At 63.3% G+C, this 25317-nt stretch carries 14 protein-coding genes and 1 pseudogene; 11 read left to right on the top strand and 4 right to left on the bottom strand.

What is annotated here, in order from left to right:
• Window positions 1–234 precede the first annotated feature (234 nt).
• Complete coding sequence (locus tag E8F20_RS11675; protein ID WP_280282607.1) at window positions 235–1584, top strand: IS110 family transposase; 1350 nt, start codon at window positions 235–237, stop codon at window positions 1582–1584.
• Window positions 1585–1629: 45 nt separating this feature from the next.
• On the top strand, window positions 1630–2469 hold the full coding sequence (locus E8F20_RS11670; RefSeq protein WP_280283866.1) for an IS3 family transposase: 840 nt from the start codon (window positions 1630–1632) through the stop codon (window positions 2467–2469).
• Between the two features lie 33 nt (window positions 2470–2502).
• On the opposite strand, the gene E8F20_RS11665 is transcribed toward E8F20_RS11670, so the two are convergent.
• Together E8F20_RS11665 and E8F20_RS11660 are read right to left on the bottom strand one after the other, a co-directional pair.
• On the bottom strand, window positions 2503–4293 hold the full coding sequence (locus E8F20_RS11665; protein ID WP_280283865.1) for a DNA phosphorothioation-associated putative methyltransferase: 1791 nt from the start codon (window positions 4291–4293) through the stop codon (window positions 2503–2505).
• A gap of 20 nt (window positions 4294–4313) precedes the next feature.
• Entirely contained in the window at window positions 4314–4862 is a 549-nt protein-coding gene (locus E8F20_RS11660; protein WP_280283864.1) for a hypothetical protein, read from the bottom strand.
• A gap of 332 nt (window positions 4863–5194) precedes the next feature.
• On the opposite strand from E8F20_RS11660, the gene E8F20_RS11655 reads away from it, so the two are divergent.
• The 3 genes from E8F20_RS11655 (at window position 5195) to E8F20_RS11645 (ending at window position 7385) form a co-directional block, all read left to right on the top strand.
• Window positions 5195–5485, top strand: a complete 291-nt coding sequence (locus E8F20_RS11655; RefSeq protein WP_280283863.1) for a hypothetical protein — start codon at window positions 5195–5197, stop codon at window positions 5483–5485.
• A 218-nt stretch (window positions 5486–5703) separates the two neighbouring features.
• On the top strand, window positions 5704–6168 hold the full coding sequence (locus tag E8F20_RS11650) for a hypothetical protein (RefSeq protein ID WP_280283862.1): 465 nt from the start codon (window positions 5704–5706) through the stop codon (window positions 6166–6168).
• Window positions 6168–7385 (top strand): DNA phosphorothioation-associated DGQHR protein 1, encoded by a 1218-nt coding sequence (locus E8F20_RS11645; RefSeq protein ID WP_280283861.1) that lies wholly within the window; start codon window positions 6168–6170, stop codon window positions 7383–7385. Before E8F20_RS11650 ends, E8F20_RS11645 begins: the two co-directional genes overlap by 1 nt.
• 733 nt (window positions 7386–8118) lie before the next feature.
• Here the strand turns inward: E8F20_RS11645 and E8F20_RS11640 are convergent.
• Window positions 8119–8258 (bottom strand): annotated as a pseudogene (locus tag E8F20_RS11640) (IS5/IS1182 family transposase); the annotation flags it as partial.
• Window positions 8259–8495: 237 nt separating this feature from the next.
• Window positions 8496–9011: an RNA polymerase factor sigma-70 gene (locus E8F20_RS11635; RefSeq protein WP_280283860.1), complete on the bottom strand. Its 516-nt coding sequence runs from the start codon at window positions 9009–9011 to the stop codon at window positions 8496–8498.
• Window positions 9012–9226: 215 nt separating this feature from the next.
• Here E8F20_RS11635 and E8F20_RS11630 point away from each other — a divergent pair, with 215 nt between their 5' ends.
• From E8F20_RS11630 to E8F20_RS11605, 6 genes are all read left to right on the top strand, one after another.
• Window positions 9227–9442 carry an MbtH family protein gene (locus tag E8F20_RS11630; RefSeq protein ID WP_280283859.1) on the top strand — a complete coding sequence of 72 codons (216 nt, stop codon included), beginning with the start codon at window positions 9227–9229 and terminating at the stop codon, window positions 9440–9442.
• On the top strand, window positions 9439–10176 hold the full coding sequence (locus E8F20_RS11625) for an alpha/beta fold hydrolase (protein WP_280283858.1): 738 nt from the start codon (window positions 9439–9441) through the stop codon (window positions 10174–10176). Before E8F20_RS11630 ends, E8F20_RS11625 begins: the two co-directional genes overlap by 4 nt.
• Window positions 10177–10213: 37 nt before the next feature.
• Window positions 10214–13627 (top strand): condensation domain-containing protein, encoded by a 3414-nt coding sequence (locus tag E8F20_RS11620; protein ID WP_280283857.1) that lies wholly within the window; start codon window positions 10214–10216, stop codon window positions 13625–13627.
• Window positions 13628–13635: 8 nt separating this feature from the next.
• On the top strand, window positions 13636–14691 hold the full coding sequence (locus E8F20_RS11615; protein ID WP_280283856.1) for a TauD/TfdA family dioxygenase: 1056 nt from the start codon (window positions 13636–13638) through the stop codon (window positions 14689–14691).
• Between the two features lie 11 nt (window positions 14692–14702).
• A complete protein-coding gene (locus E8F20_RS11610) occupies window positions 14703–17765 on the top strand; it encodes an amino acid adenylation domain-containing protein (RefSeq protein ID WP_280283855.1) in 3063 nt (1020 codons plus the stop codon).
• Window positions 17762–25317 (top strand): non-ribosomal peptide synthetase (locus tag E8F20_RS11605; RefSeq protein WP_280283854.1); only part of this gene is annotated, 7556 nt, incomplete at its 3' end. The genes E8F20_RS11610 and E8F20_RS11605, both read left to right, overlap by 4 nt.

Here is a 25317-nt window from a genome sequence, read left to right as displayed (position 1 = left end):
GATCCTAAAAAACCGCCTCCCCGGCGCACCGCGGCCCATTGGGATAGAAACACGGTCACTACACTGACAGCGCTGGACAGTGGTCGTCTGCTTTTTGGAGGCACCGTCCCCGTCAAAAAACCTGACCCAGGGGAAGCTGCGGACCCGTGAGTGGTGGCGCGTTTCGTGACCCCGTTTAGGAATGTGATCTGATCCGAGTCCCCGTCCAGCACTTCCGGTGAGTGGAGGGTTCTCATGAAGACGTCCAGTTCGCAACGACAGGGTCTGCCAGTGATTCACGAACGTGCAGCCGGCATCGACATCGGTTCGCGCTTCCATGTGGTGGCAGTGCCCGTCGATCTCGCCGAAGAGTCGGTGCAAACGTTCAAGGCGTTTACCGCCGACCTGGAGCGCATGGCCAATTGGCTGGTCGATCTCGGGATCACCACGGTGGCGATGGAGTCGACCGGGGTGTATTGGATTCCGGTCTACGAGATTCTCGAGAGCCATGGCCTGCAGGTCGTGCTGGCCAATGCGCGGGATGCTCGTGCGGTGCCTGGGCGCAAGACCGACGTCAACGACGCCCAATGGATCCAGCGCCTGCATGCCTGTGGCTTGCTGCGTGCCAGCTTCCATCCTGATCGCGAGATCGCCGCGTTGCGCAGTTATCTGCGCTTGCGCGAGCGCCACCTCGATTACGCCGCCGCGCATATCCAGCACATGCAGAAGGCGCTCACCCACATGAACCTGCAATTGCAGCATGTGGTCACCGACATTACCGGGGCCACGGGTATGCGCATCCTTCGGGCCATCGTCGCTGGCGAGCGAGATCCGGCAAGATTGGCGGCCATGCGCGATACCCGCTGCAAGTCCAGTCTCGAGGTCATCCAGAGTGCCTTGGTCGGCAACTACCAACCGGAGCACGTGTTCGCCCTGGCTCAGGCGTTGGCCATGTACGACGCCTACCAGGTGCAGCTCGAGGTTTGTGACCGGCAAATAGCCCAGAGCCTGCAGCGACTCGCCCAGCAAAAGCCGTTGCCCAGTTCGCCGCTGCCGAAACCACGCCACCGCACGCGGCAGCCGAATGCGCTCAACTTCGATGTGCGCGCCTTGCTCTATCAACTGGTCGGCGTCGATCTGACCCAGATCCACGGCATCGGCCCCTACTTGGCACTGCGCCTGGTCGCCGAGTGCGGTACGGATCTGAGCCGCTGGCGTACCGCGCAGCACTTCACCGCCTGGCTGACCCTGGCGCCGGGGTGCCGGATCAGTGGCGGCAAAGTGCTGTCCGCCCACACGCGCAAGACCAAGAATCGGGTCACCGCGCATCTGCGCCTGGCTGCGGTGACCATTGGCAGAACGAACACAGCGTTGGGCGCTTTTTATCGACGCTTATCGGCGCGCATTGGCAAGGCCAAGGCGGTGACCGCCACGGCACGCAAGATCGCCATCCTGTTCTACAACGCCATGCGCTTCGGCATGGCCTATCAGGATCCCGGTGCCGACCACTACGAGCAAAAGTATCGCGAGCGCGTGGTCAAAGGCTTGCACCGGCGGGCTGCTGAGTTTGGCTTCACCCTGCAGGCTGTAGAAGGTGTTTCTTAGGAAGGCTACTGCTCTCTTGATGTCGGACGCCCTCGACTAGCCAGGCTGGTCGAGGTATTGGGTGAGCAGTATCCGCGGACGCAACTCTGTCGATTGTTCGGGGTGAACCGCAGCAGTGTCTACGACGCCTGCCGGCGCCGTAGGCGTGTCACTCCGCGGCGTGAGCGGTTACGTCAACGCATCGTGGAGCTGCATGCCCAGAGTCGGCGTGCGGCCGGCGCCCGGACCCTGGCGGCTGCCTTGCGCCGCGAAGGTTTCTCGGTCGGCCGCTTTCTAGCCGGGCGGCTGATGAAAGAGGCTCAGCTCTTCAGCTCACAGCGCCGTAAGCATCGCTACCGTGTCGCAGAGGATGAGGGTGCCATCGCCTCGAACGAGCTGGCTCGCCGGTTCAGCGCCAGCCGCCCGAATCAGGTGTGGTGCGGGGATGTGACCTACATCTGGGCCGGCGCCCGCTGGATCTACCTGGCGGTGGTTATGGACCTGTATGCACGGAGAGTCGTGGGCTGGGCGATGTCCGATCGCCCCGACTCGCAACTGACTGGCCGCGCCTTGCGCATCGCTTACGAGGCGAGGGGATGTCCGCAGGATCTGCTGTTTCACTCCGATCAGGGCAGTCACTACAGCAGCCTGGCGTTTCGGCAGTTGCTCTGGCGTTACCGCATCCGCCAGAGCATGAGTCGCCGGGGTAACTGTTGGGACAACGCACCGATGGAGCGCTTATTTCGAAGCCTCAAATCGGAGTGGATCCCCGCCAAAGGCTATGCCGATCAGGCTCAGGCGGAAGCCGATGTGCTGCGTTACCTGACGGACTACTATAACCACCAACGGCCACATAGCTACAACCAGTACCAGACACCGGCCCAACAAGAAGCCCTGGCCGGATAGACCTAAACCAGTGTCCAGTTTTACTTGACCACTTCACTTGGACTCTTCGATGTAGTCGAAGAAGTCGACTTCTTGCTCGGCCATTTTTATTTTTATCCTTTCCTTTAGAAGTGGAATAGGATTGCTGTAATTATCATATCCCATAAGGCTAACTTTTCCAGAGCGAATGTGTATCTTGATTAAATGAATTTCCTCCAGCTCTCCATATAGTTGACAGGCTGCTCCTACGTATACTCTGAGCAATGGGGGAAGGTCAGGAGAAAATCGCTTATGTAAGATTAGAGAGTGACTGTCGTTAAGTAGGCTGGCTGGTAGCGTTTCATGGGCTTTTTCGCACGCGGCAGCAATGGCCTCAATGTTTGCAATGGAGAAAAGTAGATCTTGTGCTTGCTCAATTGCGTTATTAAAATTTCCGAAATGTACTTTGATGTCGCGTTGGAGTTCAAGAGGGTATGAGGTGTAGGGCTTGCGCTTTTCAAATAAATTAAGTGCAAGGTAAACTAAAAGATCGTTTTTTCGCTCAAGGCTTGCTTGGTCGAGTGTGCACAAATCGTAAGTATGGCTAAGCAATCTAATAGCTTTCGCATGTGATCCTACTAGTGAACGTAGTGTTTGGCTCTTGTCAAACTCGTCGTTAGCCGGTGTTCGGCCCAAATAAAGAGAGCGCTGCCAAAATTCCTCGAATAGCTCTTTGTTTTCTTCAATCAGCTTGCGGGCTTTGTCTTCGGTGGTGAATTTTGGGCGAGATAGTTTCGTCCATTCATGGTGCCTACGTTGGCGTTGCGAGAGAAATCTTTGCTCTTCAAGTTTGTCTTTGAATATGTAAAATATACCAGAGTTTACAGCAATCGAGTTTTCTTCCAGTGTTCTGTCAATGAATCCTTTTAGCTCTGTCTGTGCATAATATCGTTGAAATGTATTTCTAGATGTGATAACTCCATCTTTGTATGGTTTAAATTGTGATATAAAGCTTTCAGTTGCGAGCATGGCTGATACTACTAGCAGGGTACTCGCTAAATCCCACGCCGCAAGCAAGGCTTCGATTCTCTCATCTATGTCTTCAATAACGTTTATCACATATCCCAAGTTAACAATGCTAGACGGAATTTTCTCAGAATCAGGACGATAATTAGGATCCCATCCAGTGGCATCTAGACCATTTGCTTCAAGCTCACTGAGATCATTTCCGCGCCCGCACCCGTAGTCGAAAATACTGAACTCCCCGTTCAGATATCCATGGCGAGCAAGAGTTTTCATTGGAGCAGACAGTTCATAGCGAACTAATGCCGTTTTATGTCGATCAATACAGTCTGCGTCTGGGATTGGCAGCGATGAGCTCCGAAAGAGTCGTCCATCGGCGAGTTGATACCCGTGCTTTGCTATAAGGCGATTCCAGCTATCCTTGAATCCTATTAGGCGGCTATTTTCATAGAGGCCGGCCAGTTCTCCTTCTTTTGTAATCTGAAAAAAGGATTCTGCCAGGGGGTGATCAGGGCAAAGGAAGGACTCTTTTCGGTGCAAAATAGGTGGATTGTCATGGGCGTCATAGTCCGTGATACGGTGGCTCAGTTTCGTCAAGTCCACTGCAACGCTTTTTGTTAAAGCTGGATATGATTCTGTAAAAAAGGTCGGGTAGTTAAGAAGTGACAAACGAAAGTCGCGCTTGGCAAGCTTCACGATATTCCATTCTTCGTCAGTAAGTTGCACTGCTTTCGCCACGGCAAAGACAAATCGAAATAGTTCTGGGTGTGTTGCTTCCAACGTATCACGATGCAAATAAACAGAATCGGGTAGCTCCTTCCGATATTGCAGAGCAGCCACCATGTTAAGAAAGTGATCTTTAGTTAGCAATTCTTCAGCCCTTCAATGACCTCTGTGCTAATCACCTTCGGTATGCGACGTCCATTGCTTATATGGATCATGACTACTTGACGCGTGTGGCCTGGTCCATAACTAACATGCAAAGGGCATTTTTCGCCATACAGATATATTCTGTCAAACTTGGTGTTTTTGACCAGCCATTGCGCCACATCTAGGCTGCTGACAGATGAGTAGACCAGGTCAACGGCAGCCCCTTTACGTGAGCATATTAGTTTTCCATTCTTACTAAGCTCACAGGCTGTGTGTTGATCAATATTTGGGGCGATTCCTGGATAGCGTTTCTTTTTTATTTCTTTTATGAGTTCAGGTCCACAAAACCCAAAAGTCAATAGTGGCATGCCGAAATGGTCAACTAGAGGGTCGAGGATGTTTTTGGCAAGCATTGAATAAGCTTCCCAGCTGCTTTGTTGTTTAGGCGAATTTTCTGGTCTGTACTTCTGCCATGTCTCACCACAGTTGAAGAGATGCTCGTAAGTGAAGTGACGACTGCACAACGCTAGTATGCTTTTCATATGATCTGGCTGCGTCTCTGTCGCGACATCGATAATGATGAGAGGAACAATAGCATCGACCCTTCTTGGTCGCCCGTTGGACTCCTCCGAACGCCAACCACCCCTTCTACAGGGACGTGTTTGAGTCCTTGTACGGATACATCGCGTCCATGACGGTACGGCGAGGGGCGGATTCTGAGGAGAAAATCAAAGCAAGGAGGGCCCTGCTGCTGCTCATCCTGAGCTGCGCGAAAGCCGAGTCCTTCTTCGACCAGGAGGAACATGAAGAACTTCTTACTAATCTTCGCTCTCACTGCGGCGTCGCGCTGGCGAGCTGTCTGAAGGCTTGAGCCATGCTGGACTACAAGCCAGTTCTGTTCTTGCCTGGCGTGATCCGGGCCATCGTGGATGAGGGCAAACCCGACACCTATGTGCTGGGTTCCAGCCTCAAATTCGATATGGGTTATGTTGGTCGATCGGATACGTGCGCGCGCGTTCGACTTTCAGCTCACAACCACCTGTATCGCTTCGACTATTTCATCTACAAGTACGCGCGAGACGGCAAGGAAACCTTCCTGTTTGAGTGTGAGGCTATCACGTGCTCCTACTGCGTGGGACATCGCTTCTCAATCGTTATCAGCTAGCTGCGCCCCGCGGCAGCGGAGCGAGATGCCCTTACTGCGAGTTCGTGGAGCGTATCTCGCGCACCTTGCATTTGTAGCCATGGCGGTCGCTCGCGGTCGGTCGGTCGGCCTCTAAGGCGAGATTGGTATGGCTATTTGCATACCAAGTATGCTGGTCTGAGGCTGAAGAGTGTGATTTACTGAAAAGAGTAGGAGGGGCTTCCAGAGGAGCGGATGCGTTGCCCACGATAGATCGCAAAGTAAGTCTCGACGAAAAATACACGATCCTTCTCTATTGCCTCGTAGCCCTTTTGGTTGGTGGGGGGGTCGGTGTTTATTTTCCCCTGATAATGGATCGACCTATCAGCTCAGAGTCCCTTGCAACGTATGCTATTGCAACTCTAGCGCCATTCGCAGCTGACATTTTCCTTCCTGAGAACTATTGGAAAAGCATGACTCGATTTCAGCGGATGAGAGTATGTGCGCTGTGTGCTTTGGGGGCTCTGTTTTCGATAGTTGCTTTGTTTCGAAATGAAAAGTCTTATGCAATGGTTTGGGCGGTTGCTGGGACTTTAATTGTTTTGTATCTTTCTTATCGTATTTGTATTCTTTCAGGGCGATTTCAGCCAGAAGTTCCACCTGTTACCGAAGACGGAGGGGCTGCTCCTGAGGTGGATAAACTTTCTGGAGGAGGGCTAGTATAATGGGGTCTTTAGATGGCCAAATCATTGTTCGTCCGGCAATACGTGTCGAACAGCCGCTAGGGGTGTTTTATGCTTTTTCCTTAAGCGCAGATAGGTTGAATGAAATAACATACTCTCTTCCTGCGGAGGTTAGGGGGCGGCTGGATCAGGAGCGAGATGATCTGAAGAGTGGGTATTCTATATTTGGCTCTCAGCGAGTTGAAAAGAAAACCCGTCTTCAAGAAATAGCATCGTTTATTCAAACGACCGATGCTACTTTTCCTAATGCTATAATATTGGCAGCTAATTATTCGCAGGAGGGGCTTTTTGTAGAGGATGAATCTCAGCGGTGGAAAGTGGAGGAGCGAGCTGATGGTTCTTGCACGTTGTCTATCCCGCTTGGTGCTGATTCCCACGCTTCTATCATCGACGGCCAGCACCGGCTTCATGCGTTTAACCTACTTCCAGCTTCCGCGCCTCAGCGGAAAATGGAATTGCTATGTGTCGTCTTCTTAGAGCTGCCTACTCCTTTCCATGCTTTTGTTTTTGCTACTATAAACTTTAATCAGAAGAAAGTAGACAGGGGCTTGGCATATGAGCTGTTTGGTTTTGATGTCGATGAGCGGCCGGTGAGTCTATGGTCTCCAGAAACACTTTCTGTGTACTTGACTAGGCTGCTTAATACTGATTCGGCCTCACCATTCTATGGGTCTGTTTTTTCTAGCGCCGACACAGGTAAGCTATTGGCAGACAAAAAAAATTCCAGTGGCTTGGTGAGCGTTTCGATGGCTACTGTTGTTGATGGTATTCTTAGGTTGATATCTAAGAATCCTCAAGATGATAGAAACAAAATTAGGAAGCTCGATAATAAATCCTTGGGGCGAAAAGCGCTTTTAGATTATTCGGATTTGCCGTTAAGAAAGCTTTATATTGATGGGAACGATAAAGCGATATATGAGATTGTTTCTAATTTTTTTGCGGCTGTGGCTGAAACTATTTGGGCGGGCGTAGGGGTGCAATCTTATCTTAGAAAAACGGTAGGCGTTCAGGCTCTATTTGACGTTCTACGGCTTCTTACGGTGAAGCGAGAAGTATCAGCTGATAAGTTCTCAGTCAACTCTTTGGTTAACCTTTTAAGGTCTTGCGAGGGGATTGACTTAAATGGCGACAAATATCAGGCTTCAGGCATTGGACGATCTGAGATTCGTAAGGATCTAATTGCTGCTTTAAAGATCTAATGATTGCTGTGAAGGTCGTTCCGTATTCGCTGGTTTCCTCAAGATAGATATCTACGGCTGCCACAGCGGTCGTAGACTTATCTGTCTCCATTGACATTGGGACTAGCCTAAGTCAATCCGGGAATCGATTCTTATGATTCTCGAAACCTAGCACTCTCTCCCAAGTTTTGTGCTCAAGGGGTCGATAGGCAAGTAATCCTCCTGCTAGCCCAATGACTGCGCGAACCGCTTCTGGCGGAATAGGAAGAGAGTCTTTGGCTGGCGGAGCTTTTGGCGGCGGTGAGGGTGATTCGATTTCCTTGTCGCTCCGGGGGATTCATCTGTCTTTTGGTTAGTGTTGCAAGCCTGTATGTCATGTGCTCGCAAGGTAATGAGTGCTGCTGGGGCACGGCAAGTAAGCCCTGAGTCCGCAACTCCATCGGCTACGACTCATAGATTCTTTCAGCGACCTGCTGAGCAGGCGGCGTCAATCTAGTCAGGGACTTTTGCGGGAAATCGTCGAAAACCGTCAGGTAGCGTAGGACATCGTTGCAGCGAGCGCCCTAGATGATGCTAGAAAAATCAGTGAGTTACGTGGCCGACCACTGGCATGGGGTGCAAGGGGTCGAGTGTTCGAATCACTCCGTCCCGACCATATTCTTCAACGATCTAGGCCAGTTCAGAAATGAACTGGCCTTTTTCGTGTCAGGGACTTTTGCGGGACTCTTCATCCTGCCTTCCTCCTCAGTATCGTCAGGCCAGCGTCGACGGTGAGACCTTCACTCTTGACCAGACAGGCCGCAATGCAGCGCCACAGCCCCTCAAGCGGAACAGATCGCTGTCACGAAGACGTTCGTGGCGATTCTTCGAAAAGGTCGAGTAATTGGTCACTTGGGTAACGGCTTACCTTTTTCTGAAGGTCCGCGGCAGCGGACTCAATCTTAGGGATAAGTCTGTCGCCCATTGATGCAGCGAGGTGCTGACTCGACGCGATGCGTAGGGCGATTTCAGCCCCGTACCAGTAGGCGCCTTGCGGAATGCGGTGCTGGTAAATCGAGAATGACGTGTCTGTAAACGCAATTGAGTTCAGCGCGCTTGTTGAGCCAACGGAGCCTCTCCATGAACAGCGTTTTACAGGATCTCGCGGCAGCGCAGCATGGCGTCGCGGATCATGGAGTTCACCAGTGCCGGTGACACGCCCAGGGCGGCGGCTATGTCCTTTTGCTTCATGCCGTGGATCCGGCACATCTCGAATGCGTAGCGGGTGCGCTGGGGCATATCGGCGAGCACACGGCTGATGCGTTCCAGCAGCTGCTGATCCGCCACTAGCGATTCGGGGGTTTCGGAGTGGTGAACGAGGCACTCGTCTTCCTCGTCCTCGCTGCACATCAGCCGCTCCTCCAACTGGCGGCGACGGTAATGGTCGATCGACAGGTTTCGCACCACGCGAGTCAGGTACGAGGCCTGGGACCTGATCTGCTCGCCCTCGGTAGCGCCGCCCACTTTCATGAAGGCGTCGTGAACGATGTCTTCCGCCTGACTGCGGCAACCCGTTATCCGCGCGGCGAGCCCAATCAGGCGGTGACGATGGTCAAAGAACACGTCAAGCAATTGGGAACCGGTCCCAGCCAATCCTAGCTTTTGCATGAGGCACCTGATCTATTTCTTGGAATCTACCCGCAAGGGCGCAGAATCTAATCTAATTAAGAATGATTTGCAACAATGATAGAGGGGAGGTTCATGCGCTTGTCTAATCGATCCTGAAAGGCGCTGAAGATCCCGGTCTCTCGTTCGTCGATTAGGGAACAGCGCGAATGGCCGCACGGCGGCCTGCGATCAATCGACAAACGGAGGATTCGAAGATGGCGTTCGACCGCGAAGACGCGACTTTCAAGGTGTTGGTCAACGGGGAGGAGCAGTACTCGCTGTGGCCTGAGTACAAGGCGGTGCCGACGGGCTGGCGCGAGGCAGGGAAAAGCGGTCCGAAGCAGGATTGTCTGGCGTTCATCGAGGCGGTCTGGACCGACATGCGCCCCCTGAGCCTGCGCCAGCATATGGACGGGCAGGCCAGCCAGTGAGTGTGCGGCTGAGCCTGTTCTGCCTGCCCTACGCAGGGGCCAGCGCGATGAGCTACGCGCGCTGGCGCCGTAGCGTCCCGGCCTGGCTGGACATACGCCCCCTGGAGCTGCCGGGGCGCGGCAGCCGCAGTGGCGAGCCGCTGCCGACCGATCTGGTGGGCCTGGCCGCGCAACTGGCCCGGGACCTGCGCGGCGAGACCCATCGCCCCTACGCCCTGTTTGGCCACAGCATGGGTTCCCTGCTGGCCTTCGAGCTCGCCTGCGCGTTGCGCGCCCAGGGCTTGCCGGCACCGCGCGCGCTGGTGGTTTCCGGTGGTTCGGCGCCTGCGCAGCGCGATTACCTGCGCTTTCGCGATCCCCTTGATGACGAGCAACTGGTGGCCGAGCTGAGGTCATTGCAAGGCACGCCCTCCGCCGTGCTCCAGCACGCCGAGCTGATGCAACTGACATTGCCCATCCTGAGGGCCGACTTCCTCCTCTGCGGGCGTTACCGCTACCAGCCGACCGCTCCGCTGGACTGCCCGCTGCACGTATTCGCCGGCGTCACCGACCGCGCCACGCTGGAGCAGTTGCAGGGCTGGAGCGCGCACACCGCCGCGGGTTTCAGCCTCGACATGTTCCCGGGCGGGCATTTCTTCATTCACGAACATGAAAGCGCCGTGCTGGAGCGCCTGGCGGCTTGCCTGTCCGTGTCCATGCCGGCACGGGCGAGCCCAGAGGCCCAGTTCGCCTGATCCGCCCCGAATCACAACCTCTCCGCAAAGGTGCGACATGACACCCCCTCATACGTCTCTCGTTGATGCGCTCATTGCGCACGCGGCCCGACAGGGCGAAAAGCCGGCCGTGCATTTCCTCCTCGATGGCGAAGAGCAGCGCCTGAGCCTGAGCTACGCCGATCTGGACCGCCGTGTGCGCGGCCTTGCCGCAGTGTTCTCCCAGCATGCCGCTCCGGGGGTACGGGCGCTGCTGCTGATGCAAAGCGGGCCGGGCTACGTCGTGTCGTTCTACGCCTGCCTGTACGCCGGGATCATCGCCGTGCCGGCGCTGCCGCCGGAGTCCCTGCGCCACCACGAACTGAACCGGGTCAAGGCGATACTCGCCGATGCGCAGCCCCAGCTGGTCCTCACTGAAGAGCACCTGCGCGGGTCCCTGCAGGACGCTTTCGGCGTTGCCTTGCCGACAGTCCTGGCCGTCGATGAGCTAGGTCTGGACGAGGCCGGCAACTGGCAGGAGCGCCGTCCGGCCGCGGACGAGATCGCCTTCCTGCAGTACACCTCGGGTTCCACCGCTACCCCCAAGGGCGTCGAAGTCAGCCACGGCAACCTGCTGGCCAACGAAGAGCTGATGGTGCGCTGCTTCGGCCTCGACGAGGGCGACACCTTCGTCAGCTGGCTGCCGCTCTATCACGACATGGGGCTGATCGGCTGCCTGCTGTTGTCGATCTATCGCGGCGCCACCCTGGTGCTGATGTCGCCGCGTCACTTCGTCGAGCGGCCGGCGCGTTGGCTGGAGGCCATCAGCCGTTATCGCGCCACCCACACCGGCGCTCCGGATTTCGCTTTCCGCCTGGCCGCCGAACGCATCGGTGACACTGTGCGGGAACGGCTCGACCTGAGCTGCATGAGGGTGCTGTTCTCCGGCTCCGAGCCGATTCGTCAGGACAGCCTGGAGGCCTTCGCCCGGCGCTTCACCGGCGTCGGCTTCAACCCGGTGGCCTTCCTGCCTTGCTACGGGCTGGCCGAGGCGACCCTGTTCGTCGCCGGCACCACCAGCGTCGAACCCTTCGTCAGCGCCAGCTTCGACAGCCACGCCCTGGGCGAGAACCGCGCGGAGCCGGGGGAGGGAAGCCTGCTGGTGAGCAGCGGCGTGCTCCACCAGGGCATGGACCTGATCCTGGTCGATCCGGAGAGTGGCGAGGTCCAGCCGGACAGCCGTGTCGGCGAGATCTGGACCAGCGGCGACAGCGTCGCCCGTGGCTACTGGCGCAATCCCGAGGCCACCGCGCGTGCCTTCGTCCAGCACGACGGCCGCACCTGGCTGCGCACCGGCGACCTCGGCTTCCTCCGAGATGGCCGCCTGTACATCACCGGTCGCCTGAAAGACCTGATCATCGTGCGCGGGCAGAACGTTTATCCGCAGGACCTCGAACGCGCCGTGGAGTATTCCGTGGAAGGCGCGCGCAAGGGCCGGGTAACGGCGTTCGTGGTGGAGCAGGAAGACGGCGAGGGGATCGGCATCGCGGTGGAAATCGGCCGCACCACCCAGCGTAAGATCACCGCTGCGCAACTCTGCGCCGAGATCGACCGGGCCGTGGCGGACATCTGCCAGCAGGCCGTCGCCTGGATCGCCCTGCTGCAGCCGGGCGAGCTGCCCAAGACCTCCAGCGGCAAGCTGCAGCGTTCGGCCTGCCGGCAGATGCTCGAGCTTGGTGAGCTGGACTGCTTCCACCTGCGTCGCGCTGGCGAGCGCTCGGCGCGCCAGGGCGAAGCGCCGCGCGAGGAGCATGAGCGCCTGGTCGCCTCGATCTGGGCCGAAGTGCTGAACCAGGACGCAGTGTTCCGCGACGATGGCTTCTTCGCCCTGGGTGGCAACTCCATCGCCGCCGTGCAGGTACTCGGCCGGCTGCGTGAGCAGCTCGGCGTCAGCCTGCCGCTGGCCATCCTCTTCGATGCGCCGGTCCTGGCGGACTTCGCCGCCCGTGTGCGCGAGGTCGCCGCCGGTGACCGCCTGCCGACCCTGGAAGCGCTCGCCTCGGTCCAGGCCGTTCTGTCCCACGCCCAGGAACGCCTCTGGTTCGCCTGGCAGCTGGAACCGCAGAGTTCCGTCTACAACGTGCCGCTGGCCCTGCACCTGCGTGGCCCGCTGGATGTCGCCGCGCTGCGCTCCGCCTTCGCCGCGCTGCAGGAGCGCCACCCGGTGCTGCGCACCACCTTCGTGCCGGAGGGGGAGGGCGCACGCCTTCAGGTTCGCAGCGACCTGCCGCTGGACTTCGTGGTCGAGGACCTCGCAGACCTTCCGCCGGAGCGGCGCGAGAGCGAAGCCCGCGAGCGGGCCGCCGCCGAGGCCCGGCTACCGTTCAGCCTGGTGGAAGGCCCGCTGCAACGGGTGCGTGTACTGCGCCTGGACGCCCGTGAGCATGTCCTGTTGCTGACCACCCACCACATCGCCGTGGACGGCTGGTCCATGCGCAACCTGGTGGATGAGCTGGAACTGCTCTACGCGGCCCGCCTCGACGGCGTCGAACCGGCCCTGCCGGAGCTGGTCGTCGGCTACAGCGACTTCGCCCGTTGGCAGCGCGAACTGCTGGCCGGCCCGGAGCGCGCCCGCCAGCTCGACTACTGGCGCAGCACCCTGGCCGGCGACCACGCCTGGCTGGAACTGCATCCGCAACGTCCGCGCCGCCCGGGCTCGCTGGCGCTGTCCGAGCGCTTCACCTTCGCTGGCGTGCAGACCTCCGCGTTGCGCACCTATGCCACCGCACGCGGCGTGACCCCCTTCATGCTGCTGCTCGGCGCCGTCGCGGTGAGCCTGCGGGAGCAGAGCGGCCAGTCGCGCATCCGCCTGGGCAGCGACATCGCCAACCGCAGCCATCCGGCGGCGGAACCGCTGGTGGGCTTCTTCATCAACCAGTTGGTGCTGCAGGTCGACCTCGACCTGGCTGACAGCGCCGACGCTCTGCTGGAGCAGTGCCGCCGCGTGGTGCTGGGCGCCGCCGACCATCAGGACCTGCCGTTCGAACAAGTGGTCGAAGCGCTGCGTCCTCCGCGCCGCGCCGGTCGTTCGCCGTTCTTCAGCATCAAGCTCAACTACCAGGAAGGCGAGCCGCCGCTGCCGCGCCTGCGTGACCTGCGGGTGGATACCTTCGCTTCCGCGCACCAGGCCGCCGAGCTGGACCTGATCCTTGGTTTCTACAGCAGTGCCGGCCGCCTCGAAGCGCGCTTCGAGATGCCCGAGGGACTGTTCGAACCTGGCGAGGCCGCCCAGCTCTTCGCCCAGATGGAAGCCGTGCTCGCGTGCTGGCTGGGGAAACCAGGCCGCACCCAGGCCGACCTGTTCGAGGTGGCGGCGCAGGTGCGCCGTGACGCCCAGGCCGAGAGCAACCAGCAGCGCCAGAGCCTGCTCGCCAGCCAGCGCCCGCTGCGTCGGCGCGCGGCAAGCCTGACCAACAATCCGGAAAACGTTTAGGGGGCACCATGAGCGACGCCAAGGCCAATGCCCTGCCCACCATGGGCCGGGCACGCAGGAGCATCACCGGGGGCCAGGAGGAGCGCGTCTCCCTCACGCCCTTCTTCGAAGGCAAGCGGCTGCCGCTGCTGTGTCGCCCGAGATTCGCCGGCATCGACCTGGTCGAGTGGGTCGACCACAACCGCGACATGATCGAGGCACGCCTGCTGGAGCATGGCGCGATCCTCTTCCGTGGTTTCGACCTGGATGGCATCGACGGCTTCGACCGTTGCGTCCAGGCGATCTCCGGCGGTGCGCTGGAGTACCTGTTCCGCGCTTCGCCGCGGACCCAGATCACCCGACAGTTCAACATTTACAGCTCGACCGACTACCCCAGCAACGAGCAGATCTTCCCGCACAACGAGCACTCCTATTCGCCGGTCTTCCCGCTGCACCTGTACTTCCATTGCGACCTGCCATCCCTCACCGGTGGCGAGACCCCACTGGGTGACACCCGCGAGCTGCTGCAGCGCATCGACCCGGCCGTGCGCGAGGAATTCCGTCGGCGCCGGATCATGTACGTGCGCAACTATGGCGACGGCATGGGCCTGCCCTGGCAGACCGTGTTCCAGAGCGAAGACCGCGCCGAAGTGGAGGCCTACTGCTCCCGCATCGGCATACGCCCGGAATGGAAGAGCGACAACCGCCTGCGCACCCGCCAGGTGGGCCCGGCCATCGTCCGCCATCCCCGCAGCGGCGAAGAGGTCTGGTTCAACCACGGCACCTTCTTCAACGCCCTGACCCTGCCGGAAACCCTGCGTGCCGCGCTGATCGCCGAGTTCGCCCCGGACGACCTGCCGCAGAACACCTTCTTCGGCGACGGCGAACCGATCCCCGACGACGTCATCCTCCACCTGCAGGAGGCCTATCGCGGTGTGATGGTCGAGTTTCCCTGGCAGAAGGGCGATGTGGTCCTGCTCGACAACATCCTTTCCCTCCATGCCCGCAACGCCTTCACCGGCCCGCGCAAGATTCTCACCGCGATGGCGATCGCCCAGAAAAGCGCCGACCTGGCACTCGATTGAGGTTCCTTTCCATGCAACTGCCCGCCCATCAAGACGCTTTTCCCGTTTCTGCCCAGCAGGGCGCCGTGCTCGCCCGCCAGGAATTTCTCGGTCGCCCCCTGGTTGCCTGCGCCCGAGTCCGCTTCGCCGGGCCGCTCGATGAGCCACGCCTGCGGGGGCTGCTCAATGCCCTGCCGGCTCGTCACGAAGTACTGCGCACCCGTTACCTGCACCTGGAAGGCCTGCGCCGTCCGGTGCAGGTAGTGGACACCGACGCGGCGGTGGAGCTGCACGTGGAGCAGGGCGCGGACGCCGAGGCGCGCGCGCGTCAGGCGCTGCGCGAGACGTTGGCCGATGCCCCGTTCGCGGCGATGGCCATAGTGGACGGCGACGCCGGTTTCGTTCTGCTGCTCGGCGCGCCGCTGGCCAGCCTGGACGCCCTGGCCCTGGCTCAACTGGCGGAAGAACTGCGCCGGGGTTACACCAACGGGCTGCCGGCGCCTGACGCCGAGGCACTGCAATACATCGACTACGCCTCCTGGCAGGGCGAGTTAGCCGCCGAGGAAATCGGCGTGCGTGGCGCCGCCTACTGGCGTGGCGTGAAGGACGCTGCCGCGCCGCGCGCGCGCCTGCCGTTCGAGCGCGAAGGGGCGGTCTCCGCGAGCCTGGCCAGCCTGCGCGTACCGGCCGCTGCCTTGCTGCAATCCCTGGATGGTCGCGCCGAGTCGCTGGGCATGCCTGCCGCCGAGCTGCTGCTATTCCTCTGGGGCGCCTTCCTTGGCCGCCTGGGCGATCAGTCCCAAGTGGCCGTGGCGGTTGCCCTGGATGGCCGCAACGAACAAGTGCACGGCATCCTTGGCCGCTTCGAGCGCAGCCTGCCGTTGAACCTGTACCTCGCCGCGGACGCGTCGCCGCGCCAGGCCCTGGAAAACTTCCGCGCCCGCCTGGACGAAGCACGCTCCTGGCTGGAGTGCCTCGACGAGAGCGCCGTCAGCGGAGCGAACGGCCTGTCTGCCGAATACGCCTTTGCCCTGGCGCCGGCAGCTCCGGTCGATGGCGTCGAGCTGTCGCTGGACGCTCCCGGCCTGCCGCTGCTGGGCTTGGCGCGGGAAGGCGAAACCCTGCGCCTGGACCATGCCGCCGAGCGCCTGGATGAAGCCGCCGCCGCGCTCTGGCTGGAGCAGTTCCGCGTCTTCGCCGGCAACGCCCTGGCCGACTTCGACCAGCGCCTGGACCGCGTCTCCCTGCTGGGGGCGGATGAGCGCTCGCGCATCGCCGCCTTCGAGCAGGGCGCGGCCATGTCGCTGGAGTCGCCGCGTTTCCTCCAGCGTCTGTTCGAGGCGCAGGTGGCCAAGGTCCCGGAGCGCCTCGCGGTGTGTCAGGGCGACCAAGCCCTGAGCTATGCGGAACTGGAGCGCCGCGCCAATCAGCTGGCGCGTGCGCTGCGTGAAATCGGCGTGGGGCGCGAGCGGATCGTCGGCGTCTACGCGCAACGTTCGGTGCCGGCCCTGGTGGCGATGCTGGGTATCCTCAAGGCCGGCGGCGCCTACCTGCCGCTGGACCCGGCGTACCCGGCCGAGCGCCTGGGCTTCATGCTCGCCGACGCCGGTGCGCATTGCCTGCTGACGCTTGAGGAACCCGGCGCGGACCTGATCCTGCCCGAGGCGCTGCCCCGCCTGTCGCTGGCGGCCGGCTCTCCGGTGTGGTGCGGCGAGGCGACCCCGCCGTCGCTGGAGCTGGAAGGCGACGACCTCGCCTATGTGATCTACACCTCCGGCTCCACTGGCAAGCCCAAGGGCGTCGCGGTCACCCACGCCAATGCCCTGGCTTCCACGCTGGCGCGCTTCGTCCATTACCAGGCGCCGGTGGAGTCCTTCCTGCTGCTGTCGTCGCTGTCCTTCGACAGCTCCGTCGCCGGTCTCTTCTGGACCCTCGGCCAGGGCGGTTGCCTGCACCTGCCCACCGAGTCCGTAGCCAAGGACCCGCGTGCCATCGCCGCACTACTGGGCGAACAGGGCATTTCCCACTACCTGGCGCTGCCGGGCCTGCACGGTGAAGTGCTGGAACTGCTCGGTGAGCAACGTCTGCGCGTGGTGGTAGTGGCGGGCGAGGCCTGCACGCCGGCGCTGGTCGCCCGGCATCGCGAGCGCCTGCCGGAAACCCTGCTGAGCAACGAATACGGCCCCACCGAAGGCAGCGTCTGGTGCAGTGCCTGGAATGCCGACCAGGGCGCAGTGTCCATCGGCCGTCCGGCGCCGGGCATGCGCGTGCTGCTACTGGGCTCCGACCTGGAGCCGGTAGCGATTGGGCAGATCGGCGAACTCCATGTTGCCGGCCCCGGTGTTACCCGCGGCTACATTGGCCGTCCGGCGCTGACCGCCGAGCGCTTTGTGACGCTCGCCGATGGCAGCCGTGGCTACCGCAGTGGCGATCTGGCGCGTTGGCGCGCGGACGGGCTGCTGGAGTTCCTCGGCCGGGTGGACGCCCAGGTGAAGATTCGTGGTTTCCGCATCGAACTGGGTGAAGTCGAAGCCGTGCTGCAGGCCTGTGAAGGCGTGAGTGAAGCCGCTGTGGTGGTGCGCGAAGGTGCCAGCGGCGCCCAGCTGGTGGCCTTCGTGGTGGCCGATGGCGCACGGGGCGATGATTTCGCCGCGCAGCTGCAGGCCCAGCTTTCACGCAGCCTGCCGGCCCACATGGTGCCCTCCGCACTGCGCCGTCTGGAGCGCCTGCCGCTGATGCCCAACGGCAAGCTGGATCGCCGCGCGCTGGCCAGCGAGGCGCTGCAAGAGCGTGCCTACGAGGCGCCGCAGACCGAGCTGCAACGCATCCTCGCCGGCGTCTGGCGGGAGGCCCTGGGCGTCGAGCGCGTGGGCCTGAAGGACAACTTCTTCGAGTTGGGCGGCCACTCGCTGCTGGCGACCCGTTTGCGTGCCCGCCTGCAGGAGCAAATGGGGCTCGAACTGCCGCTGCGTCTGTTCTTCGAAGGCGAAACCCTGGAGCGCTTCGCCGCCAAGGTCGCCGAGCTGCAGCAGACGACCCGCGACGACCCGCTGGATGCCCTGGAAAACCTGTTTGCCGAAGTGGAGGCGCCATGACTGTCGCGGACCGTTTGCTCGCACTGGCCCGGCGCTTCGCCGAGCTCGATCCCGCGGCCCGCCGCCAACTGGGGGAGAAGCTCAAGGCCCAGGGCATGACCCTGGAGAGCCTGCCGATTCCGCCGCGCCCGGACGGCCGGGACCGCGTCGCCGCGTCCTACGCCCAGCGCCGTCTTTGGGCCATCTGGCAGCTGGATCGGCAGTCCGCGGCTTACAACCAGGCCGGTGCGCTGCGCCTGGAGGGCGAACTGGACCAGGCCGCGCTGCAGATCGCGCTGAACGCCCTGGTGGCCCGCCACGAAATACTCCGCACCGGCTTCGCCGAGTCCGCTGGCGAGCTGCTGCAAGTCATCCTGCCGCCGGCGCCGCTACCGCTGGACGTGCTGGACCTGCGGGCCGACGCAGATCCCGAGGCCGACCTGCGCCGCGCGATGGAAGCGGCCGCGCAACATGCCTTCGATCTGCACCAGGGGCCGCTGCTGCAGGTGAAACTGGTGCGCCTGGGCGAGCAGCGCCATGCACTGCTGCTGGCGCTGCACCACATCATTTCGGACGGCTGGTCGATGCAGATCCTGCTTGGCGAGCTGGCCGAGCTCTACGCCGCCCAGGTGGAAGGGCGTTCGCCCCAACTCGCCGCCTTGCCGGTGCAATACGCCGACTACGCGCTGTGGCAGCGAAACTGGCTGGAGGCCGGGGAGGGCGAGCGTCAGCTGGCCTACTGGCGCCAGGCCCTGGGGGAGCGGCCGCCGATCCTCGAGCTGCCCGCCGACCGCGCACGCCCGGCGGAAATGAGCTTCCGTGGCGCGAGCCTCGGTTTCGAACTGGACGCGGTGCTCGCCGCACGTTTGAAGGCAGTCGCCGCCGCCAATGGCGCCAGCCTGTTCATGTTGCTGCTGGCTGCGTTCAAGGCCCTGCTGCACCGCTATACCAGCCAGGGCGAACTGCTGGTTGGCGTACCGGTGGCTAACCGGCAGCGCCAGGAAGTGCAAGGGCTGATCGGCTTCTTCGTCAACACTCAGGTCCTGCGCACCGAGGTTCAGGGGCGCCTGCCGTTCCGCGCGCTGCTGGACGCGGTAAAACGCGCCGCGGTCGAAGCCCAGGACTGCCAGGACCTGCCCTTCGAAGAGCTGGTGGATGCCCTGGGCGTCGAGCGCAGCCTCAGCCGCAATCCGCTGTTCCAGGTCATGTTCAACCACGAGCAGCGCGGCAGTGCCGAACTCGCCGGCTTGCCGGGACTGCAGGCCAGGCTGGAAGTCGCGCCCGCCCGGGTGGCCAAGTTCGACCTCAGCCTGGACACCGAAGAAGACGTCAGCGGCCAGCTGCGCGGCGCCTTCACCTACGCCACCGACCTGTTCGACGCGCCGCGTATCGAGCGCCTGCGCGGGCATTTCCTGCGCCTGCTGGCCGATTGCGCCGAGCGCCCTGATGCGTCGATCGGCGAGCTCGCCCTGCTCGATGAGAACGAGCAGCGCCAGGTGGTGGAGGGCTGGAACGCTACCGCCACCGAGTATCCCGGCCCCCGGTGCATGCATGCGCTGATCGAGGACCAGGTGGCCGCCAGCCCGGATGCCACCGCCCTGATCGCCGGAGAGAGCCGCCTGAGCTATGCCGAGCTCAATGCTGCCGCCAACCGCCTGGCCCATTACCTGCGTTCGCGCGGTGTCGGCCCGGATCGACTGGTGGGCATCTTCGCCGAACGCTCGGTCGAGATGGTGGTCGGCCTGCTGGCCGTGCTCAAGGCCGGTGGCGCCTATGTACCGCTGGACCCGGACTACCCCGACCAGCGCCTGGCCTACATGCTGGAAGACTCTGGCGCGCGCCTGCTGCTGACCCAGGAACACCTGCGGGCGCGACTGCCTGAAGGCGGCCCCGAGGTGCTCTGCCTCGATCGCGATGCGGCACGGTTTGCCGCCGAACCGCTGGACAACCCGGTCCTGCTCAACCATCCGGACCAGCTCGCCTATTGCATCTACACCTCCGGCACCACCGGGCGCCCGAAGGGGGCGGGCAACAGCCATGCCGCACTGTGCAACCGCGTGCAGTGGATGCAGGCCGCCTTCGGCCTGGACAGCCGCGACCGCGTGCTGCAGAAGACGCCGTTCGGCTTCGATGTCTCCGTGTGGGAGTTCTTCTGGCCGCTGATGACCGGCGCTACCCTGGTGATGGCCGCCCCCGGCGCCCACCGCGACCCCGCCCGGCTCAAGGCGATCATCGCCGGCCAGGGCATCAGTGTGCTGCACTTCGTGCCGTCCATGCTGCAAGCCTTCCTGGCGTCCGAATCCCCGGCCGACTGCCCGAGCCTGCGGTTGGTGATGTGCAGCGGCGAGGCATTGCCGCTGGACCTGCAACAACGCTTCCTGGCCCAGAGCACGGCCGACCTGCACAACCTCTACGGCCCGACCGAAGCTGCCATCGACGTCAGTCACTGGCCCTGCCACGACGAGCCGGGCCTGGGCAGCGTGCCCATCGGCCGGCCCATCGCCAACCTGCGCCTGTACGTGCTCGACGAGCAACTGCAACCGGTGGCCCAAGGGCTGCCGGGCGAGCTGTACATCGGCGGATTGGGCCTGGCGCGCGGCTACCTGGGTCGTCCGGGGCTGACCGCCGAACGCTTCGTCGCCGATCCCTTCGGCCAGGGTGGCCGTCTCTACCGCACCGGTGACCTGGCGCGCTGGCGCGCCGACGGCGCCCTGGAATACCTGGGGCGTATCGACCACCAGGTGAAGATTCGCGGCCTGCGCATCGAGCTCGGCGAGATCGAGGCGCGCCTGCTGGAACACCCTGCGGTCAGCGAAGCCGTGGTGGTGGTCGCCGAGGGCGCCGCCGGTGCCCGGCAACTGCTGGGCTACGTGGTCGCCGCCGAGGACGAAAGCCTGCCCGAAGCGCTGCGCGCGCAACTGGGCGAATCGCTGCCGGACTACATGGTGCCGGCACAGATCATCACACTGGCGACGATGCCCCTAAGCGCCAACGGCAAGCTGGACCGCAAGGCCCTGCCGCAGCCGGTGCAGAAGAGCCGTGGCTTCGTAGCCCCCGAGGGGCCGGTGGAGCAAGCCCTGGCGAGCATTTGGCGCGAGGTGCTGGGGCTGGAGGAAATCGGCGCCCGGGACAACTTCTTCGAACTGGGCGGGGACTCCATCATCGCCATCCAGGTGGCCAGCCGTGCCCGCCTGGCCGGGTTGCAACTGGGCCCGCGCGACCTGTTCCGGCAGCAGACACTGCGCGAACTGGCGCGGGTTGCCTCCGCCATCGAGCAGGACCGTCATGAGGTGCAGCGTCCGAGCCGGGGCGAGATCGCCCTGACGCCGTTCCAGCAGCGCTTCTTCGAAATGCCCATGCCGCGGCGCCAGCACTGGAACCAGGCCCTGCTGCTGGCCCTGGACACGCCGCTGGAGCTGGAGCGGCTGGAGCGCGCACTCAACGCCCTGATGGCGCATCACGATGCCCTGAGCCTGCGCTTCAGCCGCAATTGCTCCGGTACCTGGCAGGCGAGCTATGAAGCGCCTGCCCCGGTTGAGCTCTGGCAATTCCGTGCGGTGAACGCCGACGAGCTGTCGGCCATCGTCAACCAGGCGCAGCGCAGCCTGGACCTGGAAAATGGTCCATTGCTGCGGGCGGCCTGGATCGAACTGAAGGAAGGCGGCTGGCGCCTGCTGCTGGCGATCCATCACCTGGTGGTGGACGGCGTGTCCTGGCGCATCCTGCTGGAAGATCTGCAGCAAGCCCTCGCCAGCGAACTCCCGCGCCTGCCCGCGCGCACCCACTCCCTGGGCGACTGGACCCGCTTCCTCGCGCAGCGCGCCGCGCAACCCGAAGTGCTGGCGCAACTGCCCTGGTGGCTGGCGCAGCTCGGTGAAACCGCCGGCGAATTCCCCGGCGCCCGGCAAGACCGCGCGGCGCTGGCCGGCGACGCCATCACCCTGACCCTGCAACTCAACGAAGCCCGCACCCGCCAACTGTTGCGGGAGGCGCCGGCGGCCTATCGCACCCAGGTCAACGACCTGCTGCTCTGCGCTCTGGCGCGCGCCTGGTCTCGCTGGAGCGGCCAGTCCGAGCTGCTGGTGGAGCTGGAAGGCCATGGCCGCGAAGAGCATCTGGCGGGGCTCGACCTGAGCCGCACCGTCGGTTGGTTCACCTCCACCTACCCGCTGCGCCTGTGCGCTGCGAAAGCCCCCGGAGAATCCCTCAAGGCGATCAAGGAGCAACTGCGCCAGGTGCCGGACAACGGCCTCGGCTTCGGTCTGCTGCAATGCCTGGCGCCGGCCGAGGTGCGCGCGCAGCTGTGCGGGCGTCCCGAGCCACGAGTGACCTTCAACTACCTTGGCCAGTTCGATGCCAGCTTCGACGGCAGACCGCTGCGCCGCGCCGCCGAATCCTGCGGCGACAGCGTCGATCCGGGGGCGCCGCTGAACAACTGGCTGTCCATCGACGGCGGCGTGGACAACGGCTGCCTGCGCCTGGGCTGGACCTTCAGCCCGCAACAAATCGACGAAGAGCGCCTGGCGGAACTGGTGGAGCTCTATGGCGCCGAGCTGGAAGCGCTGGTGGCGCACTGCCTGGACCCGGAAGCCTGCGGCGCCACGCCATCGGATTTCCCCCTGGCCCGCCTCGACCAGCTGCAGCTGGATGGCCTGGAGCTGCCCATCGCCCGTGTCGAAGACCTCTACCCGCTGTCGCCCATGCAGCAGGGCATGCTGTTCCACAGCCTCTACCAGCCGGGCGATGGCAGCTACATCAACCAGGTGCGCATGGATGTCGAAGGCCTGGACCTGGCGCGCTTCCGCGCTGCCTGGCAGGCCGCCCTCGACAGCCACGGGGCTCTGCGCAGCGCCTTCGTCTGCCCCGCCGGCAGCGGGCCGCTGCAAGCGGTGCTGCGCAATGTTGCGCTGGACCTGCATGAGGCGCCGGCGAGCGATCTGGACGAATTGGCGCGCGATGAGCGCCGCCCCTTCGACCTGCTGAACCCGCCGCTGATGCGCCTGCTGATGGTGCGCACCGGCGACAGCGGCCACCACCTGATCTGGACCTGCCACCACCTGCTGTTGGATGGCTGGAGCCAGGCGCAACTCTTCGCCGAAGTCATGCAGCGTTATGCCGGGCAGCAACCGAGCGCCCCGGTGGGACGCTACCGCGATTACATTGCCTGGCTGGGCCAACGCGACGCGGCGGCCAGCGAGCGCTTCTGGCAAGAGTACCTGGCCGGGTTGCAGGCCCCGACCCTGTTGGCTGGCGCCGTCGCCCTGGAACATCCGGGCAGTGGCGCCGCCGAACACCGTTCGCTGCTGCCGGCTGCTGCCAGCGAGCGCCTGCGGCAGTTCGCCCGCCAGCACAAGGTCACCCTCAGCAGCCTGCTCCAGGCGGCCTGGCTGCTCCTGCTGCAGCGCTATACCGGCCAGGATTGCGTGGCCTTCGGCGCCACCGTGGCCGGTCGCCCGGCGGAGTTGCCGGGCATCGAGCAACAGCTCGGCCTGTTCATCAACACCCTGCCCATCGCCGCCAGCCCGCAACCCGAGCGGACCGTGGGCCAGTGGCTGGAAGAGGTGCAGGCCCTGGGCCTGGCCGTGCGCGAGCACGAACACACCGCGCTGTACGACATCCAGCGCTGGAGCGGGCAGGGCGGCCAGGGGCTGTTCGACCAGATCCTGGTATTCGAGAATTACCCCCTCGACACCGGCATGCTCAGCGGCCAGGGCAATGGCCCGCGCTTCTCCAACCTGGTCAGTCGCGAGCAGGGCAACTACCCGCTGATGCTGCTGGTCAACCAGGGCGATGCCCTGGCCTTCTGCTACAGCTTCGACCGCGCCCGTTTCGACGCCGCGGCCATCGAGCGCCTGGACGGCCATCTGCACCACTTGCTGCTGGCCTTTACCGAGGATGCTTCGCGTCGCCTGGGTCAATTGCCGTTGCTGGTCGCCGACGAGCGCACGGCGTTGCTGGCGGCCGGCGCGGCCCGGGGTGCTGATGAAGCCGGCTTCGACCTGGTGCAGCGCTTCGAAGCCCAGGTGGCGCGCGCGCCGCAGGCTATCGCCCTGCGCCAGGAAGGCCTGCGCCTGTCCTATGCCGAGCTGAACCGCCGCGCCAACCAACTGGCCCACCGCCTGCAGGCGGCCGGCATCGGCCCGGAGGTGCGGGTGGCGGTCTGCCTGGAGCGCGGCCCGCAGCTGCTGGTGGCGCTGCTGGCGGTGCTCAAGGCCGGTGGCGCCTACGTGCCGCTGGACCCCGAGTTCCCCGCCGAACGCCTTCGCCACATGCTGGCGGACAGCCGTGCGCCGCTGCTGCTCAGCCAGTCGTCGTTGCGCGACGAACTCCACGCGTTGGGCACCGACGCCGAATGCTGGTGGCTGGATCAATCGAATGACGACGGCGCCGAATCCAACCCGGCACCCTTGGCCACGGGCGAGCACCTGGCCTATGTGATCTACACCTCCGGCTCCACCGGCAAGCCGAAAGGCGTAGCGGTGCGCCGCGCCGGGCTCGGCAACTTCCTCGCCAGCATGGCCGCCGCGCCGGGGCTGGCGGAGGAGGGCCGGATGCTGGCGCTGACCTCGCTGTCCTTCGACATCGCCGCGCTGGAGCTGTACCTGCCGCTGGTGAGTGGCGCCAGCGTGGTGCTGGTGGACCGCGACACCGCCCGCGATCCGGAGCGCCTCTGGGAGCAGATCGCCCAGCAGGGCGTCAGCGCCATCCAGGCCACGCCGTCGACCTGGCGCTTGCTGGCCGAGCATCCGCGCCTGCCGGAACTGGCCGGGCGGCAGGTGCTCTGTGGTGGCGAGGCGCTGCCGGCGGACCTGGCGCGCACCCTGGTCGGGGTGGCCGGCGAGCTGTGGAACCTCTACGGCCCGACCGAAACCACCGTGTGGTCGGCGCGCTGCCGCCTCGACGAGCAGCAGCCGCAGGCGTTCCTCGGCGAAGCGCTGGCCAACACCGCGCTGCACGTGCTGGACGAGGATCTGGAACCGCTGCCGCTCGGGGTGGCCGGTGAGCTGTACATCGGCGGCGAAGGCCTGGCGCGGGGCTACCACGAGCGTCCGGGGCTGACCGCCGAACGCTTCGTCGCCGACCCCTACGGCCGCGGCGAACGCCTGTACCGCACCGGCGACCTGGTGCGCCGGCGGGCCGATGGCGCCCTGGAGTACCTGGGGCGGATCGACCAGCAGGTGAAGGTTCGCGGCTTCCGCATCGAACTGGGCGAGATCGAGGCCTGCCTGCTGGCCGACCCGGCGGTACGCGAAGCGGCAGTGGTGGCGCGGCAACAGCAGCTGGTGGGCTACGTGGTGGCCGAGGGCGGCGACGAACTGCTCGGCCGCCTGCGCGAGCGGCTGCAGGCCCAGCTGCCGGACTACATGGTGCCGGCGCGGCTGATGCGCCTGGAGGCCATGCCGCTGACGCCGAACCGCAAGCTGGACCGCAAGGCGTTGCCGGAGCCGGAACTGGAAGCGCGGCTGTTCGTCGCGCCGCAAGGGCCGCTGGAACCCCTGCTGGCCGGCATCTGGCAAGCGGTGCTGGGCGTGGAGCAGGTCGGCGCCGAGGACAACTTCTTCGAGCTGGGCGG

This window comes from Pseudomonas sp. BN415 (genome assembly GCF_029871195.1).
GTDB classification, from domain to species: domain Bacteria; phylum Pseudomonadota; class Gammaproteobacteria; order Pseudomonadales; family Pseudomonadaceae; genus Metapseudomonas; species Metapseudomonas resinovorans.
Note: the sequence above shows the minus strand (reverse complement) of the source record. Positions and strands in the feature narration are given on the sequence as shown.

What these genes read in the sequence shown, in the direction of transcription:
- E8F20_RS11665 (WP_280283865.1), bottom strand. Translation starts at nt 4,293, where the DNA reads ATGGTGGCTGCTCTGCAATATCGGAAGGAGCTACCCGATTCTGTTTAT.
- E8F20_RS11620 (WP_280283857.1), top strand. Translation starts at nt 10,214, where the DNA reads ATGACACCCCCTCATACGTCTCTCGTTGATGCGCTCATTGCGCACGCG.
- E8F20_RS11655 (WP_280283863.1), top strand. Translation starts at nt 5,195, where the DNA reads ATGCTGGACTACAAGCCAGTTCTGTTCTTGCCTGGCGTGATCCGGGCC.
- E8F20_RS11645 (WP_280283861.1), top strand. Translation starts at nt 6,168, where the DNA reads ATGGGGTCTTTAGATGGCCAAATCATTGTTCGTCCGGCAATACGTGTC.
- E8F20_RS11675 (WP_280282607.1), top strand. Translation starts at nt 235, where the DNA reads ATGAAGACGTCCAGTTCGCAACGACAGGGTCTGCCAGTGATTCACGAA.
- E8F20_RS11630 (WP_280283859.1), top strand. Translation starts at nt 9,227, where the DNA reads ATGGCGTTCGACCGCGAAGACGCGACTTTCAAGGTGTTGGTCAACGGG.
- E8F20_RS11615 (WP_280283856.1), top strand. Translation starts at nt 13,636, where the DNA reads ATGAGCGACGCCAAGGCCAATGCCCTGCCCACCATGGGCCGGGCACGC.
- E8F20_RS11660 (WP_280283864.1), bottom strand. Translation starts at nt 4,862, where the DNA reads ATGAAAAGCATACTAGCGTTGTGCAGTCGTCACTTCACTTACGAGCAT.
- E8F20_RS11635 (WP_280283860.1), bottom strand. Translation starts at nt 9,011, where the DNA reads ATGCAAAAGCTAGGATTGGCTGGGACCGGTTCCCAATTGCTTGACGTG.
- E8F20_RS11610 (WP_280283855.1), top strand. Translation starts at nt 14,703, where the DNA reads ATGCAACTGCCCGCCCATCAAGACGCTTTTCCCGTTTCTGCCCAGCAG.